This window comes from Streptomyces sp. Pv4-95, assembly GCF_045782725.1.
Lineage (GTDB): Bacteria > Actinomycetota > Actinomycetes > Streptomycetales > Streptomycetaceae > Streptomyces.
This window is the reverse complement of record NZ_CP127172.1, coordinates 1,219,970-1,243,095: the sequence shown is the minus strand read 5'-3', so window position 1 is coordinate 1,243,095 and position 23,126 is coordinate 1,219,970. Positions and strand designations below refer to the sequence as shown.

Here is a 23,126-nt window from a genome sequence, read left to right as displayed (position 1 = left end):
CGCAAGGCAACAGGAAGCCTCAGGATCGAACACGGTGGAGGCGTAAGACAAGCCCCTCGCACGCCACTTCGCCGCACGCGTCCCGCCCCGCACACCCCACCTGCGAGCACTTCGGGCACCACATGCCGCGCCCATCACGGCCCTCGCTCACTCCGCCAGCAAAATCACCTCCAGTGTGCGCGGCCCGTGCACCCCCTCGACCCGGTCGAGCTCGATGTCGCTGGTCGCGGAGGGGCCGGAGATCCAGGTGAGCGGGCGGTCGGGCGACAGGCGCGGCAACCCCTCGGGGACCGAGCCGACGACCTGGTCCGGGACGCGGACGACGCAGAGGTGATGGTCCGGCACCAGCGTGATCCGGCGCCTGCCCTGATCGGGGCCCGCGTCCAGGACGAGGGTGCCGGTCTCCGCGACGGCGACCGCGCAGCCCGTCACCACGCTGTCCACGGCGTCGAGTTCCTGCGCCGTGCTCTCCGCACGATCGGGAACGGGGATGACATCCGCCTCGGCCAGCCACCCGGCGTCCAGACCCGGCGGTACGAGCACCGTCCTGGCCCCCCGCTCCGCCAGGAGCCGGCCGATCAGCGCCGGCAATCCGGCCGCGTCACTGCGGTGCACGACCGCCCGGTAGTCCGCGAGGTTCTCGGCGAGCAGATCGACGGTCTGCGCCGTCGTACGCGAACCGTGCACCCGGTGGTAGTCGCGCTTGACCGGCGGATCCTCGGGCCCCTCGCCGCGCGGTACGTCGTCCAGGGCGCGGCGAATCCGCGCCAACACCACCTCGCGGCTGCTCACTGGCTGCTCCCTCGCTGCTCGGACGTGCCCCGGGTGCGCTGCCACCAGTCGCGGAAGGACTCCGCGGGCACCGGCGGCAGATCGCGGGTGTCGGACCAGGCGCGCCCCGGCCCCGGCAGCCGCCGGGGGTGCAGCCGCCTGGTCCGGGCCGCCAGACGCATACCGGTGCGCAGCGCGCCCGGGTGGTCGAACGCCCAGCCCGCCGCGCGCATCGCGGCCCGCTCCGCCGCGTGCCCCTTGGCCGGTTTGAGGACCGTGCGCACGCCGTGCCGTGTCACCGGCCCGCCCTCGACCACCCGCTCCCGCAGGTGCACCAGCACCTCGGGGATGTCGATGGCCACCGGGCACACCTCGTAGCAGGCTCCGCACAGCGATGAGGCGTAGGGCAGTGACGCCTCCAACGAGCCTTCCGTGCCGCGCAGTTGAGGAGTGAGGATGGCGCCGATCGGGCCCGGGTAGGGCGATCCGTAGGCATGCCCGCCGGCCCGCTCGTAGACCGGGCAGACGTTCAGGCACGCCGAGCAGCGGATGCAGCGCAGCGCCTGCCGCCCCACGGTGTCGGCGAGGGTGTCCGCCCGGCCGTTGTCGAGCAGTACGAGATGGAAGGTCTGCGGGCCGTCGCCGTCCGTCGTTCCCGTCCAGGTCGAGGTGTAGGGGTTCATCCGCTCGGCCGTCGAGGAGCGTGGCAGCAGTTGGAGGAAGACCTCCAGGTCCTGCCAGGTCGGTACGACCTTCTCGATACCGACGACGGAGATCAGCGTCTCGGGCAGGGTCAGGCACATCCGGCCGTTGCCCTCGGACTCGACGACGACCAGCGTGCCGGACTCGGCCACCATGAAGTTGGCGCCGGACACGCCCACCTTGGCGGTCAGGAACTTCTCCCGCAGATGCAGCCGCGCGGCCTCGGCGAGTTCGGCGGGGGAGTCGGACAGCCCGTCGGGGGCCGGGCGGCCCCACGCGGCCATCTCGCGGCGGAAGATGTCACGGATCTCGGAGCGGTTGCGGTGGATCGCCGGGACCAGGATGTGGGACGGCAGATCGTCGCCGAGCTGCACGATCAGTTCGGCCAGATCCGTCTCGTAGGCGCTGATCCCCGCCTCGGCCAGCGCCTCGTTGAGCCCGATCTCCTGAGTGGCCATCGACTTGACCTTGACGACCTCCCGCTCACCGGTCTCCGCCACCAGCCGGGTGACGATGCGGTTGGCCTCCTCGGCGTCCGCGGCCCAGTGCACCTGACCGCCCGCGGCGGTCACCGCTGCCTCCAACTGCTCCAGGTAGTGGTCGAGATGGCGCAGCGTACGGTCCTTGATCGCGGCGCCCGCGGCCCGCAGCTGCGCCCAGTCGTCCAGCTCGGCGACGGCGTTCGCCCGCTTGTCGCGGATGGTGTGGGTGGCATGGGTGAGGTTGGCGCGCAGCTGGGTGTCGCGGGTGGAGACGGCAGCGGCGCGGGGGAAGGCCGGCATGCCCAGATAGGTGCCGCTCACAGCACGCTCCCTTCGGTGCTCGCAAGGATCTCGGCGATATGGACGGGGCGGACCTTCGCACCCTGCCGGGCGAGGGTGCCGCCGATGTGCAGCAGGCAGGAATTGTCGACGGTGCAGACCGCCTCGGCGCCGGTCCCGACGACGTTGCGGACCTTGTCGGCGCCCATCGCGGCGGAGACCGCCGGATTCTTCACCGCGAAAGTGCCCCCGAAGCCGCAGCACTCCTCGGCGCCCGGCAGCTCCCGCAGCTCCAGGCCCTTGACGTGCTCCAGGAGCCGCCGGGGACGGTCCCCGAGGCCCAGCATCCGCAGGCCGTGACAGGTCGGGTGGTAGGTGACGGTGTGCGGGTAGTAGGCGCCGACATCGGTCACCTTCAGTACATCCACCAGGAATTCGGTCAGTTCGTACATCTTGGGCACCGCGGCCGCGGCGGCGTCTGCGAGCTGCGTGCCCCGGCCCTCCGCTGCCGCTTTCGACCCGATCCGCGGGTAGTTGTCCCGCACCATCGCCGCGCAGGAACCGGATGGGGTCACGACGTGGTCGTACTCCGCGAAGGCGCGGTCGAAGCGGTGCACCAGCGGCTCGGTGGCGTGCCGGTAGCCGGTGTTGAACTGAGGCTGACCACAGCAGGTCTGCTCGGCGGGGAAGTCGACCGTCACCCCCAGCCGTTCCAGCAGCGCCACCACCGCCTGTCCCGTCCGCGGGTGGAGTGTGTCGTTGATGCAGGTGACGAACAGTGCCACACGCACGTCGCGCCCTCCTTTCGGCCGCCGCGGCCCCGGGAAGCGCCCGCCGGCCTCTGGCCCGGCGCAGTTCCGCCCGGCCCGGCCCCTGGCGGCCGGACGGCCCGCCGGTACATGATCACCTGATGGCCATCCTGCCCCAGCGGCAGGCTCAGGAGAAGAACCGGGAGCGGGGGACACATGCCCAGCGCGGAACACGTGGCAAAGGACCGGGCGACCGGCGGAATACAACCGCCCTCTCAGCTGCGCCAGCTGGCGGCCGCCTCCGTCGGCAACGCCGTGGAGTGGTACGACTGGTACGCCTACTCCTTCCTCGCGGTCTACTTCGCGGATCAGGTCTTCCCCCCGGGGACCGGCAACTCCCTGGTGCCACTGCTGTCGACCTTCGCGGTCTTCGCGGTCGGCTTCTTCATGCGGCCGGTCGGCGGACTGCTGATGGGTGCCGTCGCCGACCGGCGCGGCCGCCGGGCGGCGCTGACCGTCACCATCCTGCTGATGGGCGGCGGCAGTCTCCTCGTCGCACTCACCCCGACCTACGCGAGCGGCGGTGTGCTGGCCCCCGTGGTGCTGGTCGTCGCGCGCCTGGTGCAAGGGTTGTCGGTGGGCGGCGAGTTCGCCGCCTCCACGACGTTCCTCGTCGAATCCGCCGGCCCCGGCCGGCGCGGGCTCTTCTCCAGCTTCCAGTACGTCTCCACGACGGTCGGCCAGCTGCTGGCCTCGGGAACCGCGGCGCTGCTCGCCGCTCTGCTCACCGAGGGGCAGATGGGGCAGTGGGGCTGGCGGGTGGCGTTCTTCGTCGGCGCGCTGCTGAGCCTGCTCGGCCTGTGGATCCGCCGCGGCGCCCAGGAAACCCGCAGTGCCGCTCAGCAGGCCGCCGCGCGCCCCGGCCTCTTCGAAGCGCTGCGGCGCCACCCCCGCCAGTCCCTGCTGATCTGCGGCATCACCGCCGGCGGCACCATCGCCTACTACACCTGGACCACCTACCTGCCCACGTACGCGCAGGTCAACGCGGGCTTCGACAAGGGCGCCTCGCTCACCGTCGGGACCATCTCGCTGGCCTTCTTCGCGCTGCTCCAGCCGCTCGGCGGGATGCTCTCGGACCGGATCGGCCGCAAACCGCTGCTGCTCGGCTTCTCGCTGGGGTTCGCCGTCCTCGCCGTGCCGCTGCTGCACCTGGTGACCGACGCCTTCCTCTCGCTGCTGCTGGTGCAGTGCGCGGGCATGGTGCTGCTGACCGGCTACACCGCGGTCGCCGCGGCCGTGAACGCCGAGGTGTTCCCGGCGCGTGTGCGGGCGGCCGGCATCGGCTTCCCGTACTCCCTCACCGTGGCCCTCTTCGGTGGTACCGCCCCGTATGTCGGTACGTGGTTCCAGCAGGCCGGGCACGCGGGGCTGTTCCCCTGGTACGTGGCCGTGCTCTGCCTGGTGTCGTTCTGTGTCTATCTCACGCTGCCGGAGACCTCTCGGCAGCCGCTGGAGAAGTAGCCCGCGCCCGGCCGGAGCGCCCTACGTCCTACCGGGCTGTGCCGCACGGGGCGCCGAGGCACCCGACCACAGGTGTGCACGGGGCGCGTGCACGGAGGCGCACGCACAAGAGGCACACACGGAGGCGCCGCCCCTCCCAGGGACGGGGAGGGGCGGCGCCGGTGGTGCGAGGTCCGTCAGACGAGCCAACCCACGAAGTGGACGACGCCGGCAAGCAGGTTGGTGAGGAAGTTCATCTGGTCTTTCTCCTTGTGCAAGTGATGCGTTGTGGGACCAACTCTCCGGCCCAGCAAGGGATGTCGACCGGAGGCGCCGTAACGGTCTGCAGCCCGTCGCTCGCGCCCCGTAAGCATCACCCGGCCCGCCCTCCCCTCGGAAGCCCCGTCGGACTCGACCACGCTTTCTGGCGAACACTCGCTCCCGCGTTCGTTTGTTCCCACCGGACTCGACCCTCGCTCTCGGCGCCGTCCGCGCCGTCCGTATGGCGCCATTCGCCCTTTTCGGCGTGACCGGTGCGCCTTGTGGAGTTCCGGTAATTGAGCTTTGCGTGACCTTTCTCATTGCGTCAGGCCGGGCCGCCCCTTGTTCGCGCGCAATTGACAAGCGGTCAGGAATGTGACGGTCGGGCAATGGCGGACATTTGGTCGATGCATGACTCACGGAACTCACCGGTAGCGAAACGCTGCGTCAAAAACCCGGTAATCCTGCCCGAATCGTTCTCCGTTCGTGTCCGAATTTCACAAGTCGATCACGTGTTAGCGTCCGTCGCCGCGAACCGAACACGTGAAAGGAAAATCCGTGGGCCATATGCACCACTTCAGTGCGGGCTGGATATCTCCCGTCCTCGCCTATGCGATGGCGTGCGTGGGCTCCGCTCTCGGCCTGCGCTGCACCGTCAGGGCGCTGACCGCCGAGGGGCGCTCGCGGCGCAACTGGCTGCTGACCGCCTCGGTCGCCATCGGCTCGGGCATCTGGACCATGCACTTCATCGCGATGCTCGGCTTCGGCGTCACCGGCAGCCCGATCCGCTACGACGTCCCGCTGACCGTGGTCAGCCTGCTGGTCGCGGTCCTGGTCGTCGGCGCGGGTGTGTTCACCGTCGGCTACAGCCCGGCCCGGCTGCGCTCGCTGCTGCTCGGCGGCCTGGGCACCGGACTCGGCGTGGCGGCCATGCACTACCTGGGCATGAGCGCCCTGCGCCTGCACGGGCAGGTGGGCTACGACCCGGGTCTCGTCGCACTCTCCGTCGGCATCGCCGTCGCCGCGGCCACGGCCGCCCTGTGGGCGGCGCTCAGGGTGCGCGGCGCGACCGGTGCGGCCATCGCCTCCTTGGTCATGGGGCTCGCCGTCAGCAGCATGCACTACACCGGAATGGCCGCCGTACGCCTGGAACTGACGCCCAGTCGGGCGCCGCTCCCGGGCGCCACCGCAATGGAATTCATCTTTCCGCTGGCAGTCGCTCTCGGCTCATTCCTCTTCCTCACGGTGGCCTTTGTCGCATTGTCCCCGACCGCGCGGGAGCGTGCCGAATCCGCTTCTGCCGATTCGCTTCGCGAAGCCGAACTCCCCACCTCTGCCTGACCTATCGAGGAATTCATGCACGTACGACAGAACCCGGATCATCCCGGGGCCGAAGGGGATAAGCAGTCGCCCGCCAACGGCCCGCGGCATGCGGTGACCGCAGCGCCCAAATCCCGTAAGGGGAAAGGGGATCGCCGTATCCGGCTGATGCCCCGGTCGGTGCGTGCGAAGATCGTCGCCCTGCTCATGGTGCCTGTCGTGTCGCTGATCGCCCTGTGGGCCTTCGCCACGGTCACCACCGCGCAGAACGTCTCCGAGCTCGACCGCCTCCAGCAGATCGACGCCACCCTCGTCGCGCCCGTCGGCGACTTCGTCGCGGCGGTGCAGGAGGAGCGCAGCGCCGCTGCCCGCGCCCAGGCCGCGCCGGACGCCGGCCGCCACCAGGCGCTGCGTGACCGGCAGCGGGCGACCGACGCCGCCGCGGCCGCCCTGCGGGACGGCGTCAACGCGGGTAGTGCCGACGCGGAAGCCATCGACCCCGCCCTGCCCGGCCGCATCGACAGGCTCATGGACGACGCCGACGGTCTGACCGCCCTGCGGGAGCGGGACGCACCGGGCGAGGAGGCCACCGACCGTACGATCGGCGGCTACACCGAGGTCGTCGACCACGGCCTCGCCACGGTCGGGGCGCTGAGCGGCCTGGAGAAGACCGCGGTCGTCTCGGAGGTCCGCGTCGTCCTCGAACTCTCCCGGGCGCGGGAGGAGATCTCCCGCGAGGACGCGATCCTCGGCGCCGCCCAGGCGACCGGACGGATGTCCGCCTCCCGGCTCGACGCCTTCGCGGGCGCCGTGCACACGCAGCGCACGCTGTTCGCCGCCGCAGTCGACGACCTGCGGCCCCACGATGCCGCCGCCTACCGCCACGTCCTGAACGGCGCGGGGTACCGCGAACTGCACTCGGCGGAGAACGCCGTACGCGACGCCGGCGCCGGCACCCCCGCGGCCCTGGCCGTGCCGGCCGCCCACTGGACCCAGGCGAACGACGCGGTCCTGCGCGAACTGCGCGCGGCCCAGAAGGGCGCGACCACCGGGGCCGCCCGCGACGCCGACCCGTTGTCCCTGGAGACCCTCGGCGGATCGGGTGTCGCCGTGGTCATGGGGCTCTGCGGTGTGCTGCTCTCGCTGCTCATCTCGGTCAAGATCGGCCGCCGGCTCGTCGTCGAGCTGGAGGACCTGCGCAACTCCGCGCTGCGGGTCGCGGGCCGCGACCTGCCCGAGTCGATGCGGCGGCTGCACGCGGGCAAGCCGGTGGACATCGATGCCGTGGCGCCGCGCGGGGAGCGCGGCACCGGTCGGGACGAGGTCGGCCAGGTCGGCGAGGCCCTGGTCGCGGTGCACCGCGCCGCGCTCGAAGCCGCCGCCGACCGCGCGGCCGCACTCAGCGGCATCTCCGGTGTCTATGTGAGCCTCGCGCGCCGCAGCCAGCTGCTGCTGCACCGCCAGCTCGCTCTTCTGGACACCATGGAACGCCGTACCGAGGACCCGGCAGAACTGGAGGACCTCTTCCGGCTCGACCACCTCACCACCCGCATGCGCCGGCACGCCGAGAGCCTGATCATCCTCTCCGGCGCCGCCCCCGGACGCGGCTGGCGCCACCCGGTGCCGCTGCTGGACGTGGTGCGCGCGGCGGTCGCCGAGGTCGAGGACTTCCCGCGGGTCGAGGTGCACACCGTCGCCGAGACGCGGCTCGTCGGCGGCGCCGTCGCCGACCTCACCCATCTGCTGGCCGAACTGGTCGAGAACGCGGTGATGTTCTCGCCGCCGCACACCAAGGTGCAGGTACGTGCCGAGCGGGTGGGCAGCGGCATCGCCGTGGAGATCCAGGACCGCGGGCTCGGCATGGGCAAGGAGGCGCTCGACGAGGCCAACCGCCGCATCCAGGACGCCGACGAGATCGACCTGCTGGACACCGAACAGCTCGGTCTGTTCGTGGTGAACCGGCTCGCGCACCGACAGCACGTCCGGGTCACCCTGCAGCCATCGGGCTACGGCGGCGTCACCGCCGTCGTGTTGCTGCCCGAAGCGCTGCTCTCCGACGGGACCGGCGGGGAACCCCCGGCCGCCGAGGGCGAATCGGCCGCGCAGGAGCGGGCGTCGCTGCTGCACCGGCGCCACCCGGGCACAGGGCGCGCCTTGGCCTCCCTTCCCCGCCACCCGCGCGCCCTCCCCGCAGCCCCGGCCGGTGCGGCGTCGCACGCCGACCCGAGCCCGAGCCCGCGGGAGCAGCCGCCCGAGCACCGAACCCCCGACGACCCGGCACCCGGTGACGCCATGCCCGAGCAGCCCCTGCCCCTACGCGCGAACGCTCCCGCTCCCGCGGGGGAGGGCACGCCCGGAGCCGATCCGGCGTCCGTCCCCTCCGTTGCCGCGGACGGGCCGGACACCGGGCAGGCGCCCGCGCCGGCGGAGACCGACGGCGGTCTCCCGCGCCGGGTGCGGCAGGCCAACCTCGCACCGGCACTGCGGAGCAGTCCGCAGGAGCACCCCGAGTGGGTTCCGCGCACCGAGGGCACGCCCGCCCCGCGCCGCTCCCCGGAGCAGGCGCGGGCGACCATGGCGTCCCTCCGCGCGGGCTGGGCACGCGGCCGTGGCGCCACCACTTCGCCCCGGCCCTTGGGGCAGTCACCGCAGGCCGAGCACACGCGGCCTGCTGAGCAGACACCGCCCTCCGGGGCCGCTCACCCACACGCGCAGGAGCCGTCCCCACCGCAGCGACCACGGCACCCGCAGGACGCCGGGCGGCCGCACGGGACGAACGATGATCCGTCACGAGGAGAAGAGACACGATGACCGGCGAACAGCACCTTTCCGGCGAACTCAACTGGCTTCTCGACGACTTGGTGTCCCGCGTACTGGAGCTCCGCTACGCGGTGGTGCTCTCCGGCGACGGTTTGGCGGTCGGGACGTCCACCGGGCTGACCCGCGACGACAGTGAGCGCTTCGCGGCGATCGCGTCCGGCTTCCACAGCCTCGCCAAGGGAGCGAGCCGCCACTTCGCCGCCGGCCAGGTGATCCAGACCATGGTCGAGCTGGAGGGCGGTTTCCTCTTCGTGGTGGCGGCGGGAGACGGTTCCTGCCTGTCGGTCTTCGGCGACGCGGAGGCCGATGTCGGCCTGGTCGCCTACGAGATGGCCCGGCTGGTCAAGCGGGTCGGCGAGCACCTCGGGACCCCGGTGCGCGCCGGGGCGGAGTGACCGGCCGCCCATGACCGATTCCACCCCGCACTGGTACGACGACGAAGCGGGGCCGATGGTCCGGCTCTACGCGATGACCGCGGGGCGGGCCCGGCCGAGCAGCGAGGCCTTCGACCTGATGGCCGTCGTGCAGGCCGAGGACCCGCCCGGCGAGTTCCCCGTGCTGTCGCCCGAGCAGCGGTCGATCCTGGCGCTGTGCGGTGAACGCCCCCGCCCGGTGGCCGACATCGCCTCCGACTCCGGACTGCCGCTCGGCGTCGTCCGGGTGCTGCTGAGCGATCTGCTGGCCGAAGGACTGCTCCGCGTCAACCGTCCCGTACCGCCCGCCCAGTTGCCCCACGCGCACATTCTCAGGGAAGTGATCGATGGACTCCGCGCGCTCTGACTCCTTCATGGCCCTCAAGATCCTGGTGGCCGGAGGGTTCGGCGTCGGCAAGACGACGCTCGTCGGCTCCGTCAGCGAGATCAGGCCGCTCAGCACGGAGGAGCGGCTGACCGAGGCCGGCCGGCCCGTCGACCGCCTCGACGGGGTCCAGCAGAAGACCACCACGACCGTGGCCATGGACTTCGGCCGGATCACCATCCACGACGACCTGGCCCTCTACCTCTTCGGCACCCCAGGACAGGACCGGTTCTGGTTCCTGTGGGACGAGCTGGCCCAGGGTGCGCTCGGCGCGGTGGTGCTGGCCGACACCCGGCGCCTGGCCGACAGTTTCGCGGCCATCGACTACTTCGAGCACCGCGGCATCCCGTTCGTCGTCGCCGTGAACTGTTTCGAGGGCGCCCGCGCCCACCGGGCCGGGGAGGTCTCGCGGGCCCTCGACCTCGATCCGGGGACCCCGGTGCTGCTGTGCGACGCCCGGGACCGCACGTCCTGCAAGGAGGTGCTGATCGGTCTCGTCGAGCACGCCGCCTCCTCCTACGAGGCGAGACTGCCGGCCGCGTCAGGGGCGGTGTAGCCGGCGCGGGGCCCGCCGGCGAGCAGGCGGCGGATGTCGCGGACCGCGGCGCGCCCCGCGCGGTTGGCGCCGATGGTGCTGGCCGACGGCCCGTAGCCGACGAGGTGCACCCGTGCGTCGCGCAGCGTACGGGTGCCCTCCATGGCGATGCCGCCGCCGGGCTCGCGCAGCTTCAGCGGCGCGAGATGGTCGATGGCGGCGCGGAAGCCGGTGGCGTAGAGCACCGTGTCCGCGGTGACCGTACGGCCGTCGGCCCAGGCCACGCCGGTCGGTGTGAGCCGCTCGAAGAGCGGCAGCCGCTCCAGGACGCCGCTCTCGCGGCCCCGCAGGACCGCCTCGGTCATCGGCAGCCCGGTCACGCTCACCACACTGCGCGGCGGCAGCCCCTGCCGGACCCGCTGCTCGACAAGCGCGACGGCGGCCCGGCCCTGCTCCTCGCCGAAGGGGCCCTCGCGGAAGACCGGCGGCCTGCGGGTCACCCATGTCGTGGCATCCGCCACCGAGGCGATCTCCAGGAGCTGCTGCACGGCCGAGGTGCCCCCGCCGACCACGACGACCCGCGCGCCCCGGAACTCCTCCGGGCCGGGGTACTGCGCGCTGTGCAGCTGACGCCCGGCGAAGACGTCCTGCCCGGGGAAGCGCGGCCAGAACGGCCGGTCCCAGGTCCCCGTCGCGTTGATCAGTGCCCTGGCCGCGTACGTGCCCTCGGACGTCTCGACGAGCAGCCGGCCGCCCCCGACGGCTCCGACAGGCTCGGTCCAGGGTGTGTCCCCGTCGCCCTCGCGCACGGCAAGGACACTCACGGGCCGGTGCACCCGCAGCCCGAAGGTCTGCTCGTAGTGCGCGAAGTATCCGCCGATCACCTCGGAGGAAGGGCGGTCCCCGTCGGCGCCGGTCAGCTCCATGCCCGGCAGCGCGTGCATGCCGTGCACCTTGTCGTAGGTGAGCGTGGGCCAGCGGAACTGCCAGGCACCGCCGGGGCGCGGCGAGTGGTCGAGGACGACGAAGTCCCGGTCCGGCACGTAGCCCGCCCGCCGCAGGTGGAAGGCCGCGGCCAGGCCCGCCTGGCCGGCGCCGATCACCACGACGTCGATATGCCGCACCCCGCTGTGGTTCATGTTTCTACCAACCCGGGGAGGGCCGGATGTCTTCCCGGACGCCGTGCCCTTCCCGGGGGCGTCCTGCGGTCGCACCTCCCGGATCACGTCCCGCGCCGATGCGGCACGGTCCCGGGCGGGGGAAGCGCGCCGAGTCCCCTGCCGATGGGACGGCGGGGGACTCGGCGCCGCTCAGCGGCACGCCCGCGTCAGCGGCCGCCCGCCACCAGCAGGGGAGCGCCGCCGGGAGCGGACGCCGGCCGCCCGTTGGCGGCCGGCACCCCCGCCGGCGGTGACGAGAGCTCGTCCAGCAGCCCGCGCGCGGCCAGCTCGGGCCGGACACCCTCGCCGAACCAGTACGCCTCCTCCAGGTGGGGGTAGCCCGACAGCACGAAGTGCTCGACACCCAGGGCGTGGTACTCCTCGATCCGGTCGGCGACCTCGGCGTGGCTGCCGACCAGCGCGGTACCCGCGCCGCCGCGCACCAGCCCGACCCCGGCCCACAGGTTGGGCGAGATCTCCAGCTTGTCGCGCGAACCGCCGTGCAGCGCGAGCATCCGCTGCTGGCCCACCGACTCGCTCTTGCCCAGGGCCTGTTGTGCGGCGGCCACGGTTTCCGGGTCGAGGTCGTCGAGCAGACGGTTCGCGGTCGCCCACGCCTCCTTCGAGGAGTCCCGCGAGATCGTGTGCAGCCGGATGCCGAAGCGGACCGTGCGGCCCTGCTGCTCGGCCAGCCCGCGGATCCAGTCGATCTTCTGCTTCACCTGCTCGGGCGGCTCGCCCCAGGTGAGGTACACATCCACGTTCCGGGCGGCGACCGGACCGGCCGCCGCGGAGGAACCACCGAAGAAGATCTCCGGCAGCGGGTCCGGCGGCAGCGCGGTCAGCCCGCCCTCGACCTGGTAGTGCTCGCCCTGGAAGTCGAACGGCTTGCCGCCCCAGACACCCCGCACGATCTGCAGGAACTCGTCGGTACGGGCATAGCGCCGGTCGTGGTCGAGCGCGTCACCGAAGCGGCGCTGCTCGGTCGAGTCGCCACCGGTCACCACGTTCAGCAGCAGCCGCCCACGCGAGATGCGCTGATAGGTCGCGGCCATCTGGGCGGCCAGCACCGGCGAGATCACACCGGGACGGAACGCGACCAGGAACTTCAGCCGCTCGGTGACCTGGGTGAGCGCCACCGTCGTCAGCCAGGCGTCCTCGCACCACGTGCCGGTCGGCGTCAGCACCGCCTCGAACCCGAGCTGCTCGGCCGCCTTCGCGATCTGGGCCAGGTACTCGATGTCGGGTGCGCGCACCCCGCTCACGGGCGTGATGCGGTCCCGCTTGATGCCGCCGTCGGTGTAGGCGTGGCGGTCGACCAGGGTCCGTCCGTCGCCGCCGGTCGGCAGGAACCAATGCAGGTGTACGGACATGTCACTTGGCCTTTCCATAGGTGCGCGGCGGCGTGCTCGAAGGCGGCAGGTCACCGTTGAAGCGGGGATCGACGAACGATCCGAAGTCGTACTTGCGGGGGATGAGCTTGAGCCCGGCGAACGTGTCGACGATCTGCTGCTCGGAGGCGATCGCCGCCTTGTCGACGGCCACCGCCACCGCCGTGCCCCGGGTGCGCTCGACCGCGTCCCGTGCCACCTTCCGCGGCAGCCCGGTCTCCTGCGACCATGCCTTCGCCCAGGCGTCGGGGTGCTTGAAGACCCAGTTCTGCGCGCGGCGCAGCCGGTCGGTGTAGTCCTTGAGGGCGGCGGACTTCTTCTTGTCGTCCAGCGCCGCGGGCGCGGCGACCTGGAAGCTCAGACCGTTGACCACACCCTGCCCGGTCGCCAGCACCCGGGCGTCGGCCTGGTCGAGCGCCTGCGAGGTGTAGGGGTCCCACACCGCCCAGGCATCCACCTTGCCGCGGGAGAACGCGGCGAGCGCGTCGGCCGGCTGCAGATAGTTGAGGGTGACGTCCTTCGGGGTCAGCCCGGTCTTCTTCAGCTGGGCGATGAGCTGGTAATGCGCGGAGCTGCCCTGCGCCACCGCGATGGACTTGCCCTTCAGCTGGGACGGCCGCTTGAGCGGTGAGCCCTTCTTCACCAGGATCGCCTCGCCGTCGGACCTGCTGTGCGACCCGGCAATCACCTTGATCTTGGAATTCGCGGCGGCGGCGAACACCGGCGGCGTGTTCCCGACCCCGCCGACGTCGACCGCTCCGGCGTTGATCGCCTCCAGCAGTGGCGGCCCCGAGGTGAAGGTCGACCACTTGATCTTGTACGGGAGGTCGTCCAGTTCGCCGGCGGCACGCAGTACGGCCTCCGAACCACCCTTCTGGTCACCGACGTTGAGCGTCAGCGAGCCCTTCCCGTCGGTACCGCTGCCGGTCCCTCCCGCGCCGTCCCCCCGCGGCGAACCACCGCAGGCGGCCAGCAGCAGGGCGAGCGGGAGCAGCAGGGCCGGGGCGGTGTGCCGTGGTCTCATGAGATTCCGTTCCATTCGTGAAGCGCGCCGTGGGCGGGGTTTGCCGCTCGGGCGCAGTACTCGCTGTGCGGGTGCGGGTGCGGGTGTGGGTGAGTGAGTGGCAGTCAGGCGGCTGTGGCAGGAAGGTGGGTGGTGGCGGAAGCCGCGTCCTCGGCCTCGGTGGTGGCGGCGGGCGTGGCGTCGGCGCCGGAGGTCTCCTCGTCGTCCGCGGCCGGGTCCGCCGCGGCGTCGTCCGGTCCCTCGACGCCCAGCCGGTCGAGCAGCTCGGCACGCAGCGCGGCGAAGTGGGGATCGGAGATGTCACGCGGCCGCGGCAGATCCACCTCGGTCTCGTACGCGATGCGGCCGTCCTCCATCACCAGCGCGCGGTCGGCGAGCAGCAGCGCCTCCTCGACGTCGTGGGTGACCAGCAGGACCGCGCAGCCACGCTCCTGCCACAGGTCGGCCACGAGCCGCTGGGCCTTGATCCGCGTGAGCGCGTCGAGGGCCCCGAACGGCTCGTCCAGCAGCAGCAGATCGGGCTCACGTACCAGCGCTCGGGCCAGCGAGGCGCGCTGCGCCTCACCACCGGAGAGCGTCTTGGGCCAGGCGTCGGCGCGGTGACCGAGGCCCACCTCGTCCAACGCCCGCACCGCGGCGGCGCGTTCGGGGCGGCCCGGCAGTCCCAGCAGGACATTGCGCCAGACCCGCTTCCAGGGCATCAGCCGCGGTGCCTGGAACGCCACGGCCTTGCGGCGCGGCACCAGCACCTCGCCCTCGATCTCCCGGTCGAGTCCGGCCAGGACCCGCAGCAGCGTCGACTTGCCGCAGCCGCTGCGGCCGAGCAGGGCCACGAACTCGCCCGGCCTGACGTTGAGTTGCAGGTCGTCGATGACGGCCCGGCCGTCGAACGCCCGGACCAGCCCCTCGACCTGTACGGCGACGCCGGGGACGGCTCCCGCACCGTCCGCCGCCCGCGCGGGGGCCGGTGCTTCGGTCACGTCCGGGGCGGTGTCGGTCACTGGCCCGTGAAGGTCGGTCGCCATTGCAGCAGCAGCCTTTCGAGAGTGCGGACGAGGAAGTCGGCGATGAGCCCGAGCAGCGCGTAGACCACCAGGCAGACCACGATCACGTCGGTGCGGAAGAACTCCCGGGCCTGGTTCATCAGGAACCCGAGACCGTCATCGGCGTTCACCTGCTCACCGAAGACCAGCGCGAGCCAGGCGGTCGCCAGCGAATACCGCAGCCCGGTCATCGCGCCCGGCAGCGCACCGGGCAGCACGACGTGCCGGATCTGGCCCCAGCGGCTCAGTCCGAGTGAGGTCCCCGCCTCGACCAGCTGGGCGTCCACGCCGCGGATTCCGGCATAGACGTTGAGGTAGAGGTGGAAGGCGACGCCGAGCGAGATCAGTGCGATCTTGGGTGCCTCGCCGATCCCCAGCCAGATGATGAACAGCGGGATGACGCCGACCCAGGGGACGGAACGCAGCATCTGCACCGTCGCGTCGACCAGATCCTCGCCGAGCCGGGAGAGGCCCGACACGAGCGCCAGGGTGACACCGATGAGACCGCCCAACACCAGGCCGACGGCGACGCGTTGGAGCGATACCCCCATCGCCGACGGCAGCGTCCCGTCCGACACGAGGTCGCCGGCGGTCGCGGCGATGGTCCCCGGCGAGGCCAGGATCTCGGCCGGCAGCGCGCCCGTCGCGCTCAGCACCTGCCACAGCACCAGCAGCGTCACGGGGCCCGCCGTCCGTCGCACCCACCGTGGCACCGAGCGGTTGCGGCTCGACACGGGCACGACGCGGTCGAGCGGGGGTGCGACGGACCCCTCGGAGGCGTCGGCGCCCTTCGAGAGCGCGAGAGAGCGCGAGGGGTCAGATGGCGATGAATCAGATATATCGGGCGGAGAATGGCCGTGCTGGACGGCCTGGTCGAGGGACATCAAGACTCCACAGGCAGGGGAGGGGCGTACCGCGGACACGCACGGGCAGCGCGCAGCGGCAGAGGGGAGGCCCTGGGCGGGCGGAAGAGGCGAGCGGGCGAAGAGGCGAAGCGGTGAACGGGTCGACTGCCCGAATGCTCGAATGGCCATGAGGCCAGCAGGTCAAAGGAGCCGGACGGTCCAGGAACCCGGAAGGCTAAATGAGCTGAGGGGTCGTCAGCAGCCGCGGCGACATGCGGCGGAGGCCACTCGCAGCAGGTCGATGTGACCGCGCGTCGTGAGCAGGGCTGACGTAGACATGCCGTTGAACGTAGCGGTGCCCCCGTGGAGGGTCAAACGTCGTCTCGGCTGCTGGACCTTTGTTGCGGCAGTATTGCGGCCGGGGCCGCCCGGTTGCGTCACCGCCCCTGGCCGCCGTACCAAAATGAGGCCATGAGCACCTTCACCACCCGCACCCTGGACATCACCACCGGCTCGGCCGAAACCGTTGCCGACCTCACCTCCGACTGCGCGGCATTCCTCCGGGACGTCGACGCCCGCGACGGACTGCTGAACCTGTTCGTCCCGCACGCCACCGCGGGCATCGCCATCCTCGAAACCGGCGCCGGCAGCGACGACGACCTGCTGGCCGCCCTGCACGATCTCCTCCCCGCCGACAACCGCTGGCGCCACCGCCACGGCACCCCCGGCCACGGCCGCGACCACGTCCTCCCCGCCTTCGTCCCGCCCCACGCCACCCTCCCGGTCATCGATGGCCGCATGGCCCTGGGCACCTGGCAGTCGGTGTGCCTGGTCGACACGAACCGGGACAACCCCGACCGCACGGTGCGGCTGAGCTTCCTCGGATAGCGAGGGTTGGCGGTGAGGGTCCTTCCTGCTGACACGCCGCCTCGCGACGCGACGGATGTGGCACGCGCCTTCGCCGGGGCCGGCCGGCAGCCCCGCCCTCTGCGGCAGGGCACGTGGGCCGGGTGCAAGGCGGCGCATGCGGCCCCTCAGGAGGTCCGGCATTCGGAGTAGAACAGCTTGTCCATGCGGGTCACCGTCTCCTCGGTGAGCAGATCGAAGGATCGCGAACGGATGGGCAAGGCCGCGCCGTCCGCCCTTCACGCTGGTCCTCGGTCTCATGGGCCGGCGGGGCCGAGCGGAGTAGTCGGTGCCGACGGGCGGGTGCCGTATGCCATCCGGTGAGGGAGCGGGGAAGGGCGACCAGCGGCGCCGTCGGAGACGGCCGGGACCACAACGGGTGCCCGCTGTTTTTCACCGCTTGCGGGTGAACCACGAAGCCACGCCCTCGTACCGACCGAAACCGGACGATTGTGCCCGCTATGGTCAGCTCTTGTGCCATTGAGTTGTGCGTTTGTGAACCTCAAGCCCGGCGTCGGAAAGACGACGAGCGCCGTGTGGCTGGCCCACGCGCTGCATGAGTCGGGACTGTCGCCGCTGCTGGTCGACGGTGACCCGGCCTCTTCCGCGCTGCGCTGGAGCGAGCTGGCCGGTGGCTTTCCGTTTCCGGTGATCGCCCTGCCGGTGGGGGACGTGCACCGGCGCGTGAACGACTTCCTCGGCAACCGGCAGGCCGTCGTGCTCGATGCGCCCCAGCTGGAGGACCATCCCCGCATCACCCGCAGCATCATGAGGTACGCCGGTGAGTGGATCGTGCCCGTGACCCCCGCCCCCATCGAACTGGACCGGATGGCACCCATCCTCGGCGAGATGGCGGACGTGCAGTCCCTGCGTGCCGAGCCGGCCCGCACGGCGGTCCTGCTCAATCGCACCAACCGTCCGGATGCCACGCGCACCGGGCCCGATGCCGACGCTCGTGAGGCCCTCACCGAGCGGGGTTTCGAGGTGCTGGACACCCAGATCGCGCGGCTCGACCTGTACTCCCAGTCATTCGGGAACGCGGTCCAGGCCAAGGGTTCGGCGTACATGGACTTCGCGGAGGAACTGATCAAGCGTCAGGATGAGGTATGAGTCAGCGCAAGGAAAGCTACCGCGCGGCACTGCAGCGCGGACAGGACGATTCCGTAACCCGGTCCACCAAAGTCACCACGCTGCAGAACAGATACCTCCGGGTGACCGTCGAGGTGGATCCCGACCTGCGAGACGATCTGGCGCGATGGGTGGCATGGCCGGTCTCCTCGGTCATGGTCGCCGGCACGACCGTCCTGCGTACCCTGGCCGCCACCGTCGGCATGGTGTCTCGGCCCGGACGCTAGGTTGGCTGGCCGCCCCTCGGCTTCGTCCCCCATAGACGAGCCCGGCTGCCTCGGGGGCAGTCGGGCGTGCTCAGCCTCTTTCCGGGGACCTGGCCCCGCCAGGGGTTCTTGCCTCGCTCCACGGGGCCTGTGGAGCGAGGCTGTCCGGCAGTCCGCTACAGGCGTGGGGTGCGCGCCTCGATCCGGTGGTCGAAGGCCGCACCGCCGACGCCGACCGTGGTCACCCCGCCGTCGACGGTGAGGACGGCCCCGTTGACGTAGGACGCGGCGGGCGACAGCAGCCAGTCGATCGCCTCGGCGACCTCCTCCGGATCACCCGGCCGCCCGGCGGGAGTCAACCGGTTCGCCTCCTCGTACGCCTCCTCGGCACCGCCCGCCAGCCCCGCCTCCGCCGCGAACCGCGCCATCCGCTGGTCGGCCATCTCCGTACGCACCCAGCCCGGGCACACCGAGTTCGCCCGCAGCCCCTGCGGCCCGTAGTCGACGGCGAGGGAGCGGCAGAGGTGGAGCAAACCCGCCTTGGACGTCGCATAGGCGGCGTTGCCGAAGCTGTTGCGGAGCGCGGCGACCGAGGCGACCGCGACCACCGCGCCACGGGCCGCCAGCAGATGCGGCAGCGCGGCACGCATCAGCAGGAACGGGCCGGTGAGGTTGGTCCGCATCAGCTCTTCCCAGTCCTCGGCCGTGGTGTCGCCGATCGCGCCGCCCCGCCCGATTCCGGCGTTGAGCACCACGCCGTCGAGTCTCCCGTAGGCCGTCACCGTCGTCTCGACGAGCTCGCGCACGGCTTCGGGGTCGGCGGCGTCGGAAGGATGGGCCAGCGCTCCGGTCTCCTCGGCCACCCGGCGCAGTGGCTCGGGCCGCCGCCCGGAGATCACGACCTGGTGCCCGGCGGTGCGCAGCAGTCGGGCAGTGGCGGCCCCGATTCCCGTTCCTCCACCCGTCACCAGGACAACACGCTGCTCCGACATGGTCGTTCGCCTCCGAAGATGGTCGCTTCCGGTTCCCCGCACCGCGAGCATACGAAGCACCGACACCGCCGGCCGACCGGGTGCCGCTCCGGCATCGAGGTCGCTCAGGTTCTCAATGCGGTCACTGGATGCTGTTCCGGGGGCTTGGGCTCGCGCCGACATTCGCCACGGTCCGGTCCGGCCGGAACAAGGCCCATTGAAGAAGGCCCGAGGGCCGGCCCCGAAGCGTAGCCGCACGGCCCGGCAGCATGACCGTTCAACGCGGTGCACCCCGCGCGCCGAGCGGAGGAGGAACGTCGCCTGCGGGATGGCAACCAGGAGCGGGCGGCCGCCCGCACGAAGCGGGCCGCCCTTGAACCAGTGGAGACGCGCTACCGCTTGACCCCGCGCAGCGGTGCTGCCGGAGCCGATGCGGCCCCCCTCCGGTTCACTCCGTGGGTGACACCGCCCAGTAGTGTGCGCGTTCGTCCGTCAGGTACGGGTGGTCGGGGAGGCAGTCGATCAGGGTCAGGCGATGTTCGGCCTGCCGGGATGTCAGATAGCCGTGGAAGTCCGTGATGGTCAGGTAGTGGGCGCTGGTGGTGAGCAGTACCAGGCCGCCGGGGCGGGTGACGCGAAGGAGTGCGTCGAGTGCGTGCGGCGCCACATGGCCGGTGGTGAACACGCCGCAGCTGATGGTGAGGTCATAGGTGTCGGGTGCGAACTCGGTCAGGCCGAGGTTGAGATCCGTGCCGCTGGTGAGGTGGCGGTAGGCGCCGGTCCCGGCCGCCTGGGTGACCATCCCGTGGTTGAGATCCATGCCGTCGAGCGTGCCGATGCCGAGTTTCCTGAAAACGGGGCCGATCAGGCCCGTACCGCACCCTGCGTCGAGCGCGGTCGTCCCGGCGGGTTCGGGCAGCATCCGGGGTGCGAGCGAGAGATAGAAGTCGGCCATCCTGAGCGGCCCCTCGTACCCCATGTTGTTCGCGTCGGCCTCATACGTGGTGGCCCAGTCGCCGTAGAAGGCGCTGAGCAGGTCGGGCCGGCCGTCGAGGCTGTGCGACCGGTCGACGATCTCCTGGCTGTCCATGTGCTTCTCCTCCACGCAATGGCGCCTGGCCCGGTACCGCTACCGGGCCAGGCGCAGGGTGCATCAGGTGGGACGGATGGCTCGCGTACCCGGCGGGTTCAGACGAGGCCGATGGTGAGGGCGGTGCCGGCGCCCACTCCGTACTTCTTCAGGAAGCTGCCCTGGTTGAGGCCGAGCGCGACCTTGCCGCGGCTGTTGTTGTAGACCAGCGGCTCGCCGACCGGCACCTCGCCGAAGGTGGAGTAGTACGGGATCTCCACGGAGACCCCCTCCGCGGTCACCCGCAGGGTCTTGCCCTCCAGCTCGCCGCCGCCGGACAGCGCGTCCAGGGAGATGTTCGTCCAGACGTTGCCGAACGCCTTGTCGATCCGGACCACTTCGCCGTGTACCGAACCGTCCTTCTGCTGGACGGCGGGAGTCGAGGGAAGAGTCACGAGGTCGGCCACGTCGATCTTGGGGCCGACGGCGGACGGCTCGACACCGGCGGCCAGATGCGCACCACAGGCCACCACGACATCCTTGCCGTACCAGGTGGGCGTGACCGGCTGGTTCATCACGTCGGGCGAGGTCACCTCCCATGCCTCGACGGCCGGTATCGCCTGCAGGGCCCAGGTCAGCAGCCCGTTGTTGGGGGCGACCAGCAGCTGTCCCTTCTCGTTGCGGACCACGACGGTGCGGGTCGAGGTGCCGGTCTCGGGGTAGACGTAGGCGGAGATCACGGTGTTCGCGGGGAACGATGCCGGTACGTCCTGCAGATACAGGCCGCCCTCCCGCACATCGAACGGCGTGACCTGGTGGGTGATGTCGACGATTTCCGCACCCGGGGCAATGGTCTTGATAAGGCCCTTGCCGAGTGCGTGCGCCTCGTCGTGGTTACCGATGTCCGACAGGTAAGCAATGATGGGCGTGTTCACCAATTCGACCTTCCGTGGTCCGGGAATGTTCCGGGTTCTGTCCGGGACGGATCCGGTTTCGGTCCGGGCTTCCGGCTGGTTTCACCATCATGATTCGTGGCGGCGGCCCGGCACCATTCGGCGATGGTGGTAAATCCCGATGCCACCTTAGGGACATTGCCGTTTGCGACCCCGGCTCGATCGCGGGGCCGCCGGCGAGGCGGCGTGCTCGCCGAAGGGATCCCTCGAATGCCGCGCTGACGTGCGGACATGGGCGGGCTCCGGCGGAAAGCAGGCGGAGCGGAACGGAGTGAACCATGACCGTTCCGGGGCGTCGTAGGTGCGCTCCCCCTCCCCTGAGGAGCTGGACTTCTCCCATGAATTGCCGCACGCTGCAGAGGAGTTCTCGTAGGAAGCTCGGAGGAATCCCGGAGGAGAAAGGATCGGTTTGCATGAGTGTTCGCGAAACGGGCCGGAGCGTCGGTCGGATTGCCGTCGTCACCGGTGGTACCAAGGGAATAGGGCTGGCTTTCAGCCGGAAACTCGTGAAACTCGGCTACCAGGTCGTGGCCTTGTACCGGCACGACCCCGAGGCCGCGCGGGTGGCCACCGCGGAGCTCGGCGACGCCTGTACGGCGCTCCAGGCGGATGTCTCCGACAGCGCCGAGGTCAACCGCCTCGCGGACCGCGTGCTCACCGGCCTCGGCACACCGCATGTGCTGGTCAACAACGCCGGACGGAACATCGACCGCCCGTTCGCCGAGATGTCGGACGAGGAATGGCACACCGTCCTCGACACCAACCTCTCGGGACCGTTCTACATGGCGCGCGCCTTCGCCCCCGCGATGCGTGAGGCCGGCCAGGGGTCCATCGTCAACATCGCCGCCACGACCGGTATCAGGCCCCGTTTCAACGGTGTCAACTACGCGGCGAGCAAGGCCGGTCTGCTGCATCTGACGAAGTGCCTGGCGCTGGAACTCGCGCCGCACGTACGGGTGAACGCCTTGATCCCCGGCATGATCGACACCGAGGACATGCAGATGCGCGTGCGGACAGCGGCGCCCGAGCACCGCGCGAGCATGCTGACGAGCATCCCCCAGGACCGCATCGGCACGGTCGAGGAGATGGCCGCGGCGCTGGAGTTCCTCGTCGGTGACGGGGCCGAATACATCACGGGGCAGAAGCTCATCGTCGATGGCGGACAGTTCATGTGGTGACCGCGCGTCGGAGGTGGGTGAGGGGCGGCCGCCGGCCGCCCCTCACGCCATGTCCGGGACGGATCCCCTCAGTTCCGGGTCACCACATGCGTCGTGAAGGTGACCTGTCCGTTCTGGGTGCCGGTGATGTCGGTTCGGGCGAGGTCGGGTTGCGGCCATTCCAGCGGCGCTGCCTCGATCCAGCAGGGCGCGTCCAGCTCGGTGTAGCGCGAGAAGTGCGTGCGCAGCGTCACCGGTGTGGTGGGCTCGGGCCCCGCGAGACACTGCACGGCCTGCCCGGCGGCCTCCAGCAGCACCATGCCGGGAAGGTGGTCGTGGGCGTGGTCGAAGAGCACGGAGTGCTCCGTGTCGACCCGCAGCTGCCAGCGCCTCGGGTTGTCCGTCGGGCAGAGCACGACATCCTTCTCGCGCGTGCGGCCCACGTGTCCTGGCGGCACCGGCATGCCGGGTGACGGTGCCAGCGAGGTGGCCTTCCGGGCGTCGGCGTGCCCGCCCCGCAGCCGGTCGTAGATGGCGGGCGGATGGCCGGTGTAGCGCAGGTGCATGGCCCCCAGCAGCTGCCCCTCACGAACCGCGGTGATCTGGGCCTCCAGGCGTACGGAGCCGCCCTTGCGGTGAGGGGTGGGCACGGCGTGCGTGATGGTCAGCTCGATATCCGCCCCGCCGTCACCGGGGCGGATGTCGAGCATGGCGGGGGTGAGGGTGCTGGAGCAGTAGTCCCAGCCCAGTCGGTACTCCAGCGGTACCTCGTAGGCGGTGTTGGAGAGCAGGGCGAGGGCCTGGCGCACGGTCTCGATCAGCAGCAGCGGGCTGTAGCGGCCGGGATGGGGGGTGTAGAAGCTGTGCTGCTGCGGCCAGTGGGCGGTGACGCTGTGGGTGGTACCGGAGACGAGGTGCCAGTCGGTGATCAGGACCTGATCGGCGAAGTGCTTGCGGACCAGGTGGCCGGGAACCGGCGCCGCCGTGGGGGCACCGGAGACAGGGACGGCAAGGGGGGTAGGCATACGACTTCTCCTCATGGACGGTGGAACGTCG

Annotated in this window: 22 protein-coding genes; 10 read left to right on the top strand and 12 right to left on the bottom strand. The window is 71.2% G+C overall.

Annotated elements, in window-relative coordinates; all coding sequences use genetic code 11:
* Window positions 1-147: 147 nt before the first annotated feature.
* From QOM21_RS05785 to QOM21_RS05775, 3 genes are read right to left on the bottom strand one after another with little or no spacing between them, the layout of a single operon-like run.
* The gene (locus QOM21_RS05785) at window positions 148-792 is read right to left on the bottom strand and encodes a lactate utilization protein C (protein WP_407548651.1); all 645 of its coding nucleotides are present in this window, start codon (window positions 790-792) and stop codon (window positions 148-150) included.
* Window positions 789-2,276 carry a lactate utilization protein B gene (locus QOM21_RS05780; protein WP_407548650.1) on the bottom strand — a complete coding sequence of 496 codons (1,488 nt, stop codon included), beginning with the start codon at window positions 2,274-2,276 and terminating at the stop codon, window positions 789-791. The genes QOM21_RS05785 and QOM21_RS05780 overlap by 4 nt, the downstream gene beginning before the upstream one ends.
* Complete coding sequence (locus QOM21_RS05775; RefSeq protein ID WP_407548649.1) at window positions 2,273-3,025, bottom strand: (Fe-S)-binding protein; 753 nt, start codon at window positions 3,023-3,025, stop codon at window positions 2,273-2,275. Before QOM21_RS05775 ends, QOM21_RS05780 begins: the two co-directional genes overlap by 4 nt.
* Before the next feature lie 174 nt (window positions 3,026-3,199).
* Here QOM21_RS05775 and QOM21_RS05770 point away from each other — a divergent pair, with 174 nt between their 5' ends.
* The 6 genes from QOM21_RS05770 (at window position 3,200) to QOM21_RS05745 (ending at window position 10,238) form a co-directional block, all read left to right on the top strand.
* Window positions 3,200-4,504 (top strand): MFS transporter, encoded by a 1,305-nt coding sequence (locus QOM21_RS05770; protein WP_407548648.1) that lies wholly within the window; start codon window positions 3,200-3,202, stop codon window positions 4,502-4,504.
* A 798-nt stretch (window positions 4,505-5,302) separates the two neighbouring features.
* Window positions 5,303-6,085 (top strand): MHYT domain-containing protein, encoded by a 783-nt coding sequence (locus QOM21_RS05765; protein WP_407548647.1) that lies wholly within the window; start codon window positions 5,303-5,305, stop codon window positions 6,083-6,085.
* 159 nt (window positions 6,086-6,244) lie between these two features.
* Complete coding sequence (locus QOM21_RS05760) at window positions 6,245-8,875, top strand: nitrate- and nitrite sensing domain-containing protein (RefSeq protein WP_407548646.1); 2,631 nt, start codon at window positions 6,245-6,247, stop codon at window positions 8,873-8,875.
* Window positions 8,872-9,279 (top strand): roadblock/LC7 domain-containing protein, encoded by a 408-nt coding sequence (locus QOM21_RS05755; RefSeq protein WP_407548645.1) that lies wholly within the window; start codon window positions 8,872-8,874, stop codon window positions 9,277-9,279. The genes QOM21_RS05760 and QOM21_RS05755 overlap by 4 nt, the downstream gene beginning before the upstream one ends.
* A 10-nt stretch (window positions 9,280-9,289) precedes the next feature.
* The gene (locus QOM21_RS05750) at window positions 9,290-9,664 is read left to right on the top strand and encodes a DUF742 domain-containing protein (protein WP_407548644.1); all 375 of its coding nucleotides are present in this window, start codon (window positions 9,290-9,292) and stop codon (window positions 9,662-9,664) included.
* Window positions 9,645-10,238, top strand: coding sequence for a GTP-binding protein (locus tag QOM21_RS05745; protein ID WP_407548643.1), 594 nt, complete (start codon window positions 9,645-9,647; stop codon window positions 10,236-10,238). The genes QOM21_RS05750 and QOM21_RS05745 overlap by 20 nt, the downstream gene beginning before the upstream one ends.
* Here QOM21_RS05745 and QOM21_RS05740 read toward each other — a convergent pair.
* From QOM21_RS05740 to QOM21_RS05720, 5 genes are all read right to left on the bottom strand, one after another.
* A complete protein-coding gene (locus QOM21_RS05740; protein WP_407548642.1) occupies window positions 10,199-11,356 on the bottom strand; it encodes an NAD(P)-binding domain-containing protein in 1,158 nt (385 codons plus the stop codon). The genes QOM21_RS05745 and QOM21_RS05740 overlap by 40 nt on opposite strands.
* A 188-nt stretch (window positions 11,357-11,544) precedes the next feature.
* Window positions 11,545-12,750, bottom strand: a complete 1,206-nt coding sequence (locus QOM21_RS05735) for an LLM class flavin-dependent oxidoreductase (RefSeq protein ID WP_407548641.1) — start codon at window positions 12,748-12,750, stop codon at window positions 11,545-11,547.
* Window position 12,751: 1 nt separating this feature from the next.
* Complete coding sequence (locus tag QOM21_RS05730; RefSeq protein ID WP_407548640.1) at window positions 12,752-13,792, bottom strand: ABC transporter substrate-binding protein; 1,041 nt, start codon at window positions 13,790-13,792, stop codon at window positions 12,752-12,754.
* A gap of 104 nt (window positions 13,793-13,896) precedes the next feature.
* On the bottom strand, window positions 13,897-14,817 hold the full coding sequence (locus QOM21_RS05725; protein WP_407548639.1) for an ABC transporter ATP-binding protein: 921 nt from the start codon (window positions 14,815-14,817) through the stop codon (window positions 13,897-13,899).
* Window positions 14,790-15,719: an ABC transporter permease gene (locus tag QOM21_RS05720; protein WP_407548638.1), complete on the bottom strand. Its 930-nt coding sequence runs from the start codon at window positions 15,717-15,719 to the stop codon at window positions 14,790-14,792. The genes QOM21_RS05725 and QOM21_RS05720 overlap by 28 nt, the downstream gene beginning before the upstream one ends.
* 432 nt (window positions 15,720-16,151) lie before the next feature.
* Between QOM21_RS05720 and QOM21_RS05715 the strand changes: the two genes are divergently transcribed.
* The 3 genes from QOM21_RS05715 to QOM21_RS05705 all read left to right on the top strand — a co-directional run bounded on the left by QOM21_RS05715 (window position 16,152) and on the right by QOM21_RS05705 (window position 17,941).
* Window positions 16,152-16,568 carry a secondary thiamine-phosphate synthase enzyme YjbQ gene (locus QOM21_RS05715; protein WP_407548637.1) on the top strand — a complete coding sequence of 139 codons (417 nt, stop codon included), beginning with the start codon at window positions 16,152-16,154 and terminating at the stop codon, window positions 16,566-16,568.
* Window positions 16,569-17,081: 513 nt separating this feature from the next.
* The gene (locus QOM21_RS05710) at window positions 17,082-17,696 is read left to right on the top strand and encodes a hypothetical protein (RefSeq protein ID WP_407548636.1); all 615 of its coding nucleotides are present in this window, start codon (window positions 17,082-17,084) and stop codon (window positions 17,694-17,696) included.
* A complete protein-coding gene (locus QOM21_RS05705) occupies window positions 17,693-17,941 on the top strand; it encodes a hypothetical protein (protein ID WP_407548635.1) in 249 nt (82 codons plus the stop codon). The genes QOM21_RS05710 and QOM21_RS05705 overlap by 4 nt, the downstream gene beginning before the upstream one ends.
* Window positions 17,942-18,096: 155 nt before the next feature.
* Here QOM21_RS05705 and QOM21_RS05700 read toward each other — a convergent pair whose 3' ends face one another.
* The 3 genes from QOM21_RS05700 to QOM21_RS05690 all read right to left on the bottom strand — a co-directional run bounded on the left by QOM21_RS05700 (window position 18,097) and on the right by QOM21_RS05690 (window position 20,895).
* The gene (locus QOM21_RS05700; protein ID WP_407548634.1) at window positions 18,097-18,912 is read right to left on the bottom strand and encodes an SDR family NAD(P)-dependent oxidoreductase; all 816 of its coding nucleotides are present in this window, start codon (window positions 18,910-18,912) and stop codon (window positions 18,097-18,099) included.
* Window positions 18,913-19,339: 427 nt separating this feature from the next.
* A complete protein-coding gene (locus QOM21_RS05695) occupies window positions 19,340-19,981 on the bottom strand; it encodes a class I SAM-dependent DNA methyltransferase (protein WP_407548633.1) in 642 nt (213 codons plus the stop codon).
* A gap of 98 nt (window positions 19,982-20,079) precedes the next feature.
* Window positions 20,080-20,895, bottom strand: coding sequence for an S-adenosyl-l-methionine hydroxide adenosyltransferase family protein (locus tag QOM21_RS05690; RefSeq protein ID WP_407548632.1), 816 nt, complete (start codon window positions 20,893-20,895; stop codon window positions 20,080-20,082).
* A gap of 431 nt (window positions 20,896-21,326) precedes the next feature.
* Here QOM21_RS05690 and QOM21_RS05685 point away from each other — a divergent pair, with 431 nt between their 5' ends.
* Complete coding sequence (locus QOM21_RS05685) at window positions 21,327-22,091, top strand: SDR family NAD(P)-dependent oxidoreductase (RefSeq protein WP_407548631.1); 765 nt, start codon at window positions 21,327-21,329, stop codon at window positions 22,089-22,091.
* A gap of 68 nt (window positions 22,092-22,159) precedes the next feature.
* On the opposite strand, the gene QOM21_RS05680 is transcribed toward QOM21_RS05685, so the two are convergent.
* Window positions 22,160-23,095, bottom strand: coding sequence for a ScbA/BarX family gamma-butyrolactone biosynthesis protein (locus tag QOM21_RS05680; RefSeq protein ID WP_407548630.1), 936 nt, complete (start codon window positions 23,093-23,095; stop codon window positions 22,160-22,162).
* Window positions 23,096-23,126: the final 31 nt, after the last annotated feature.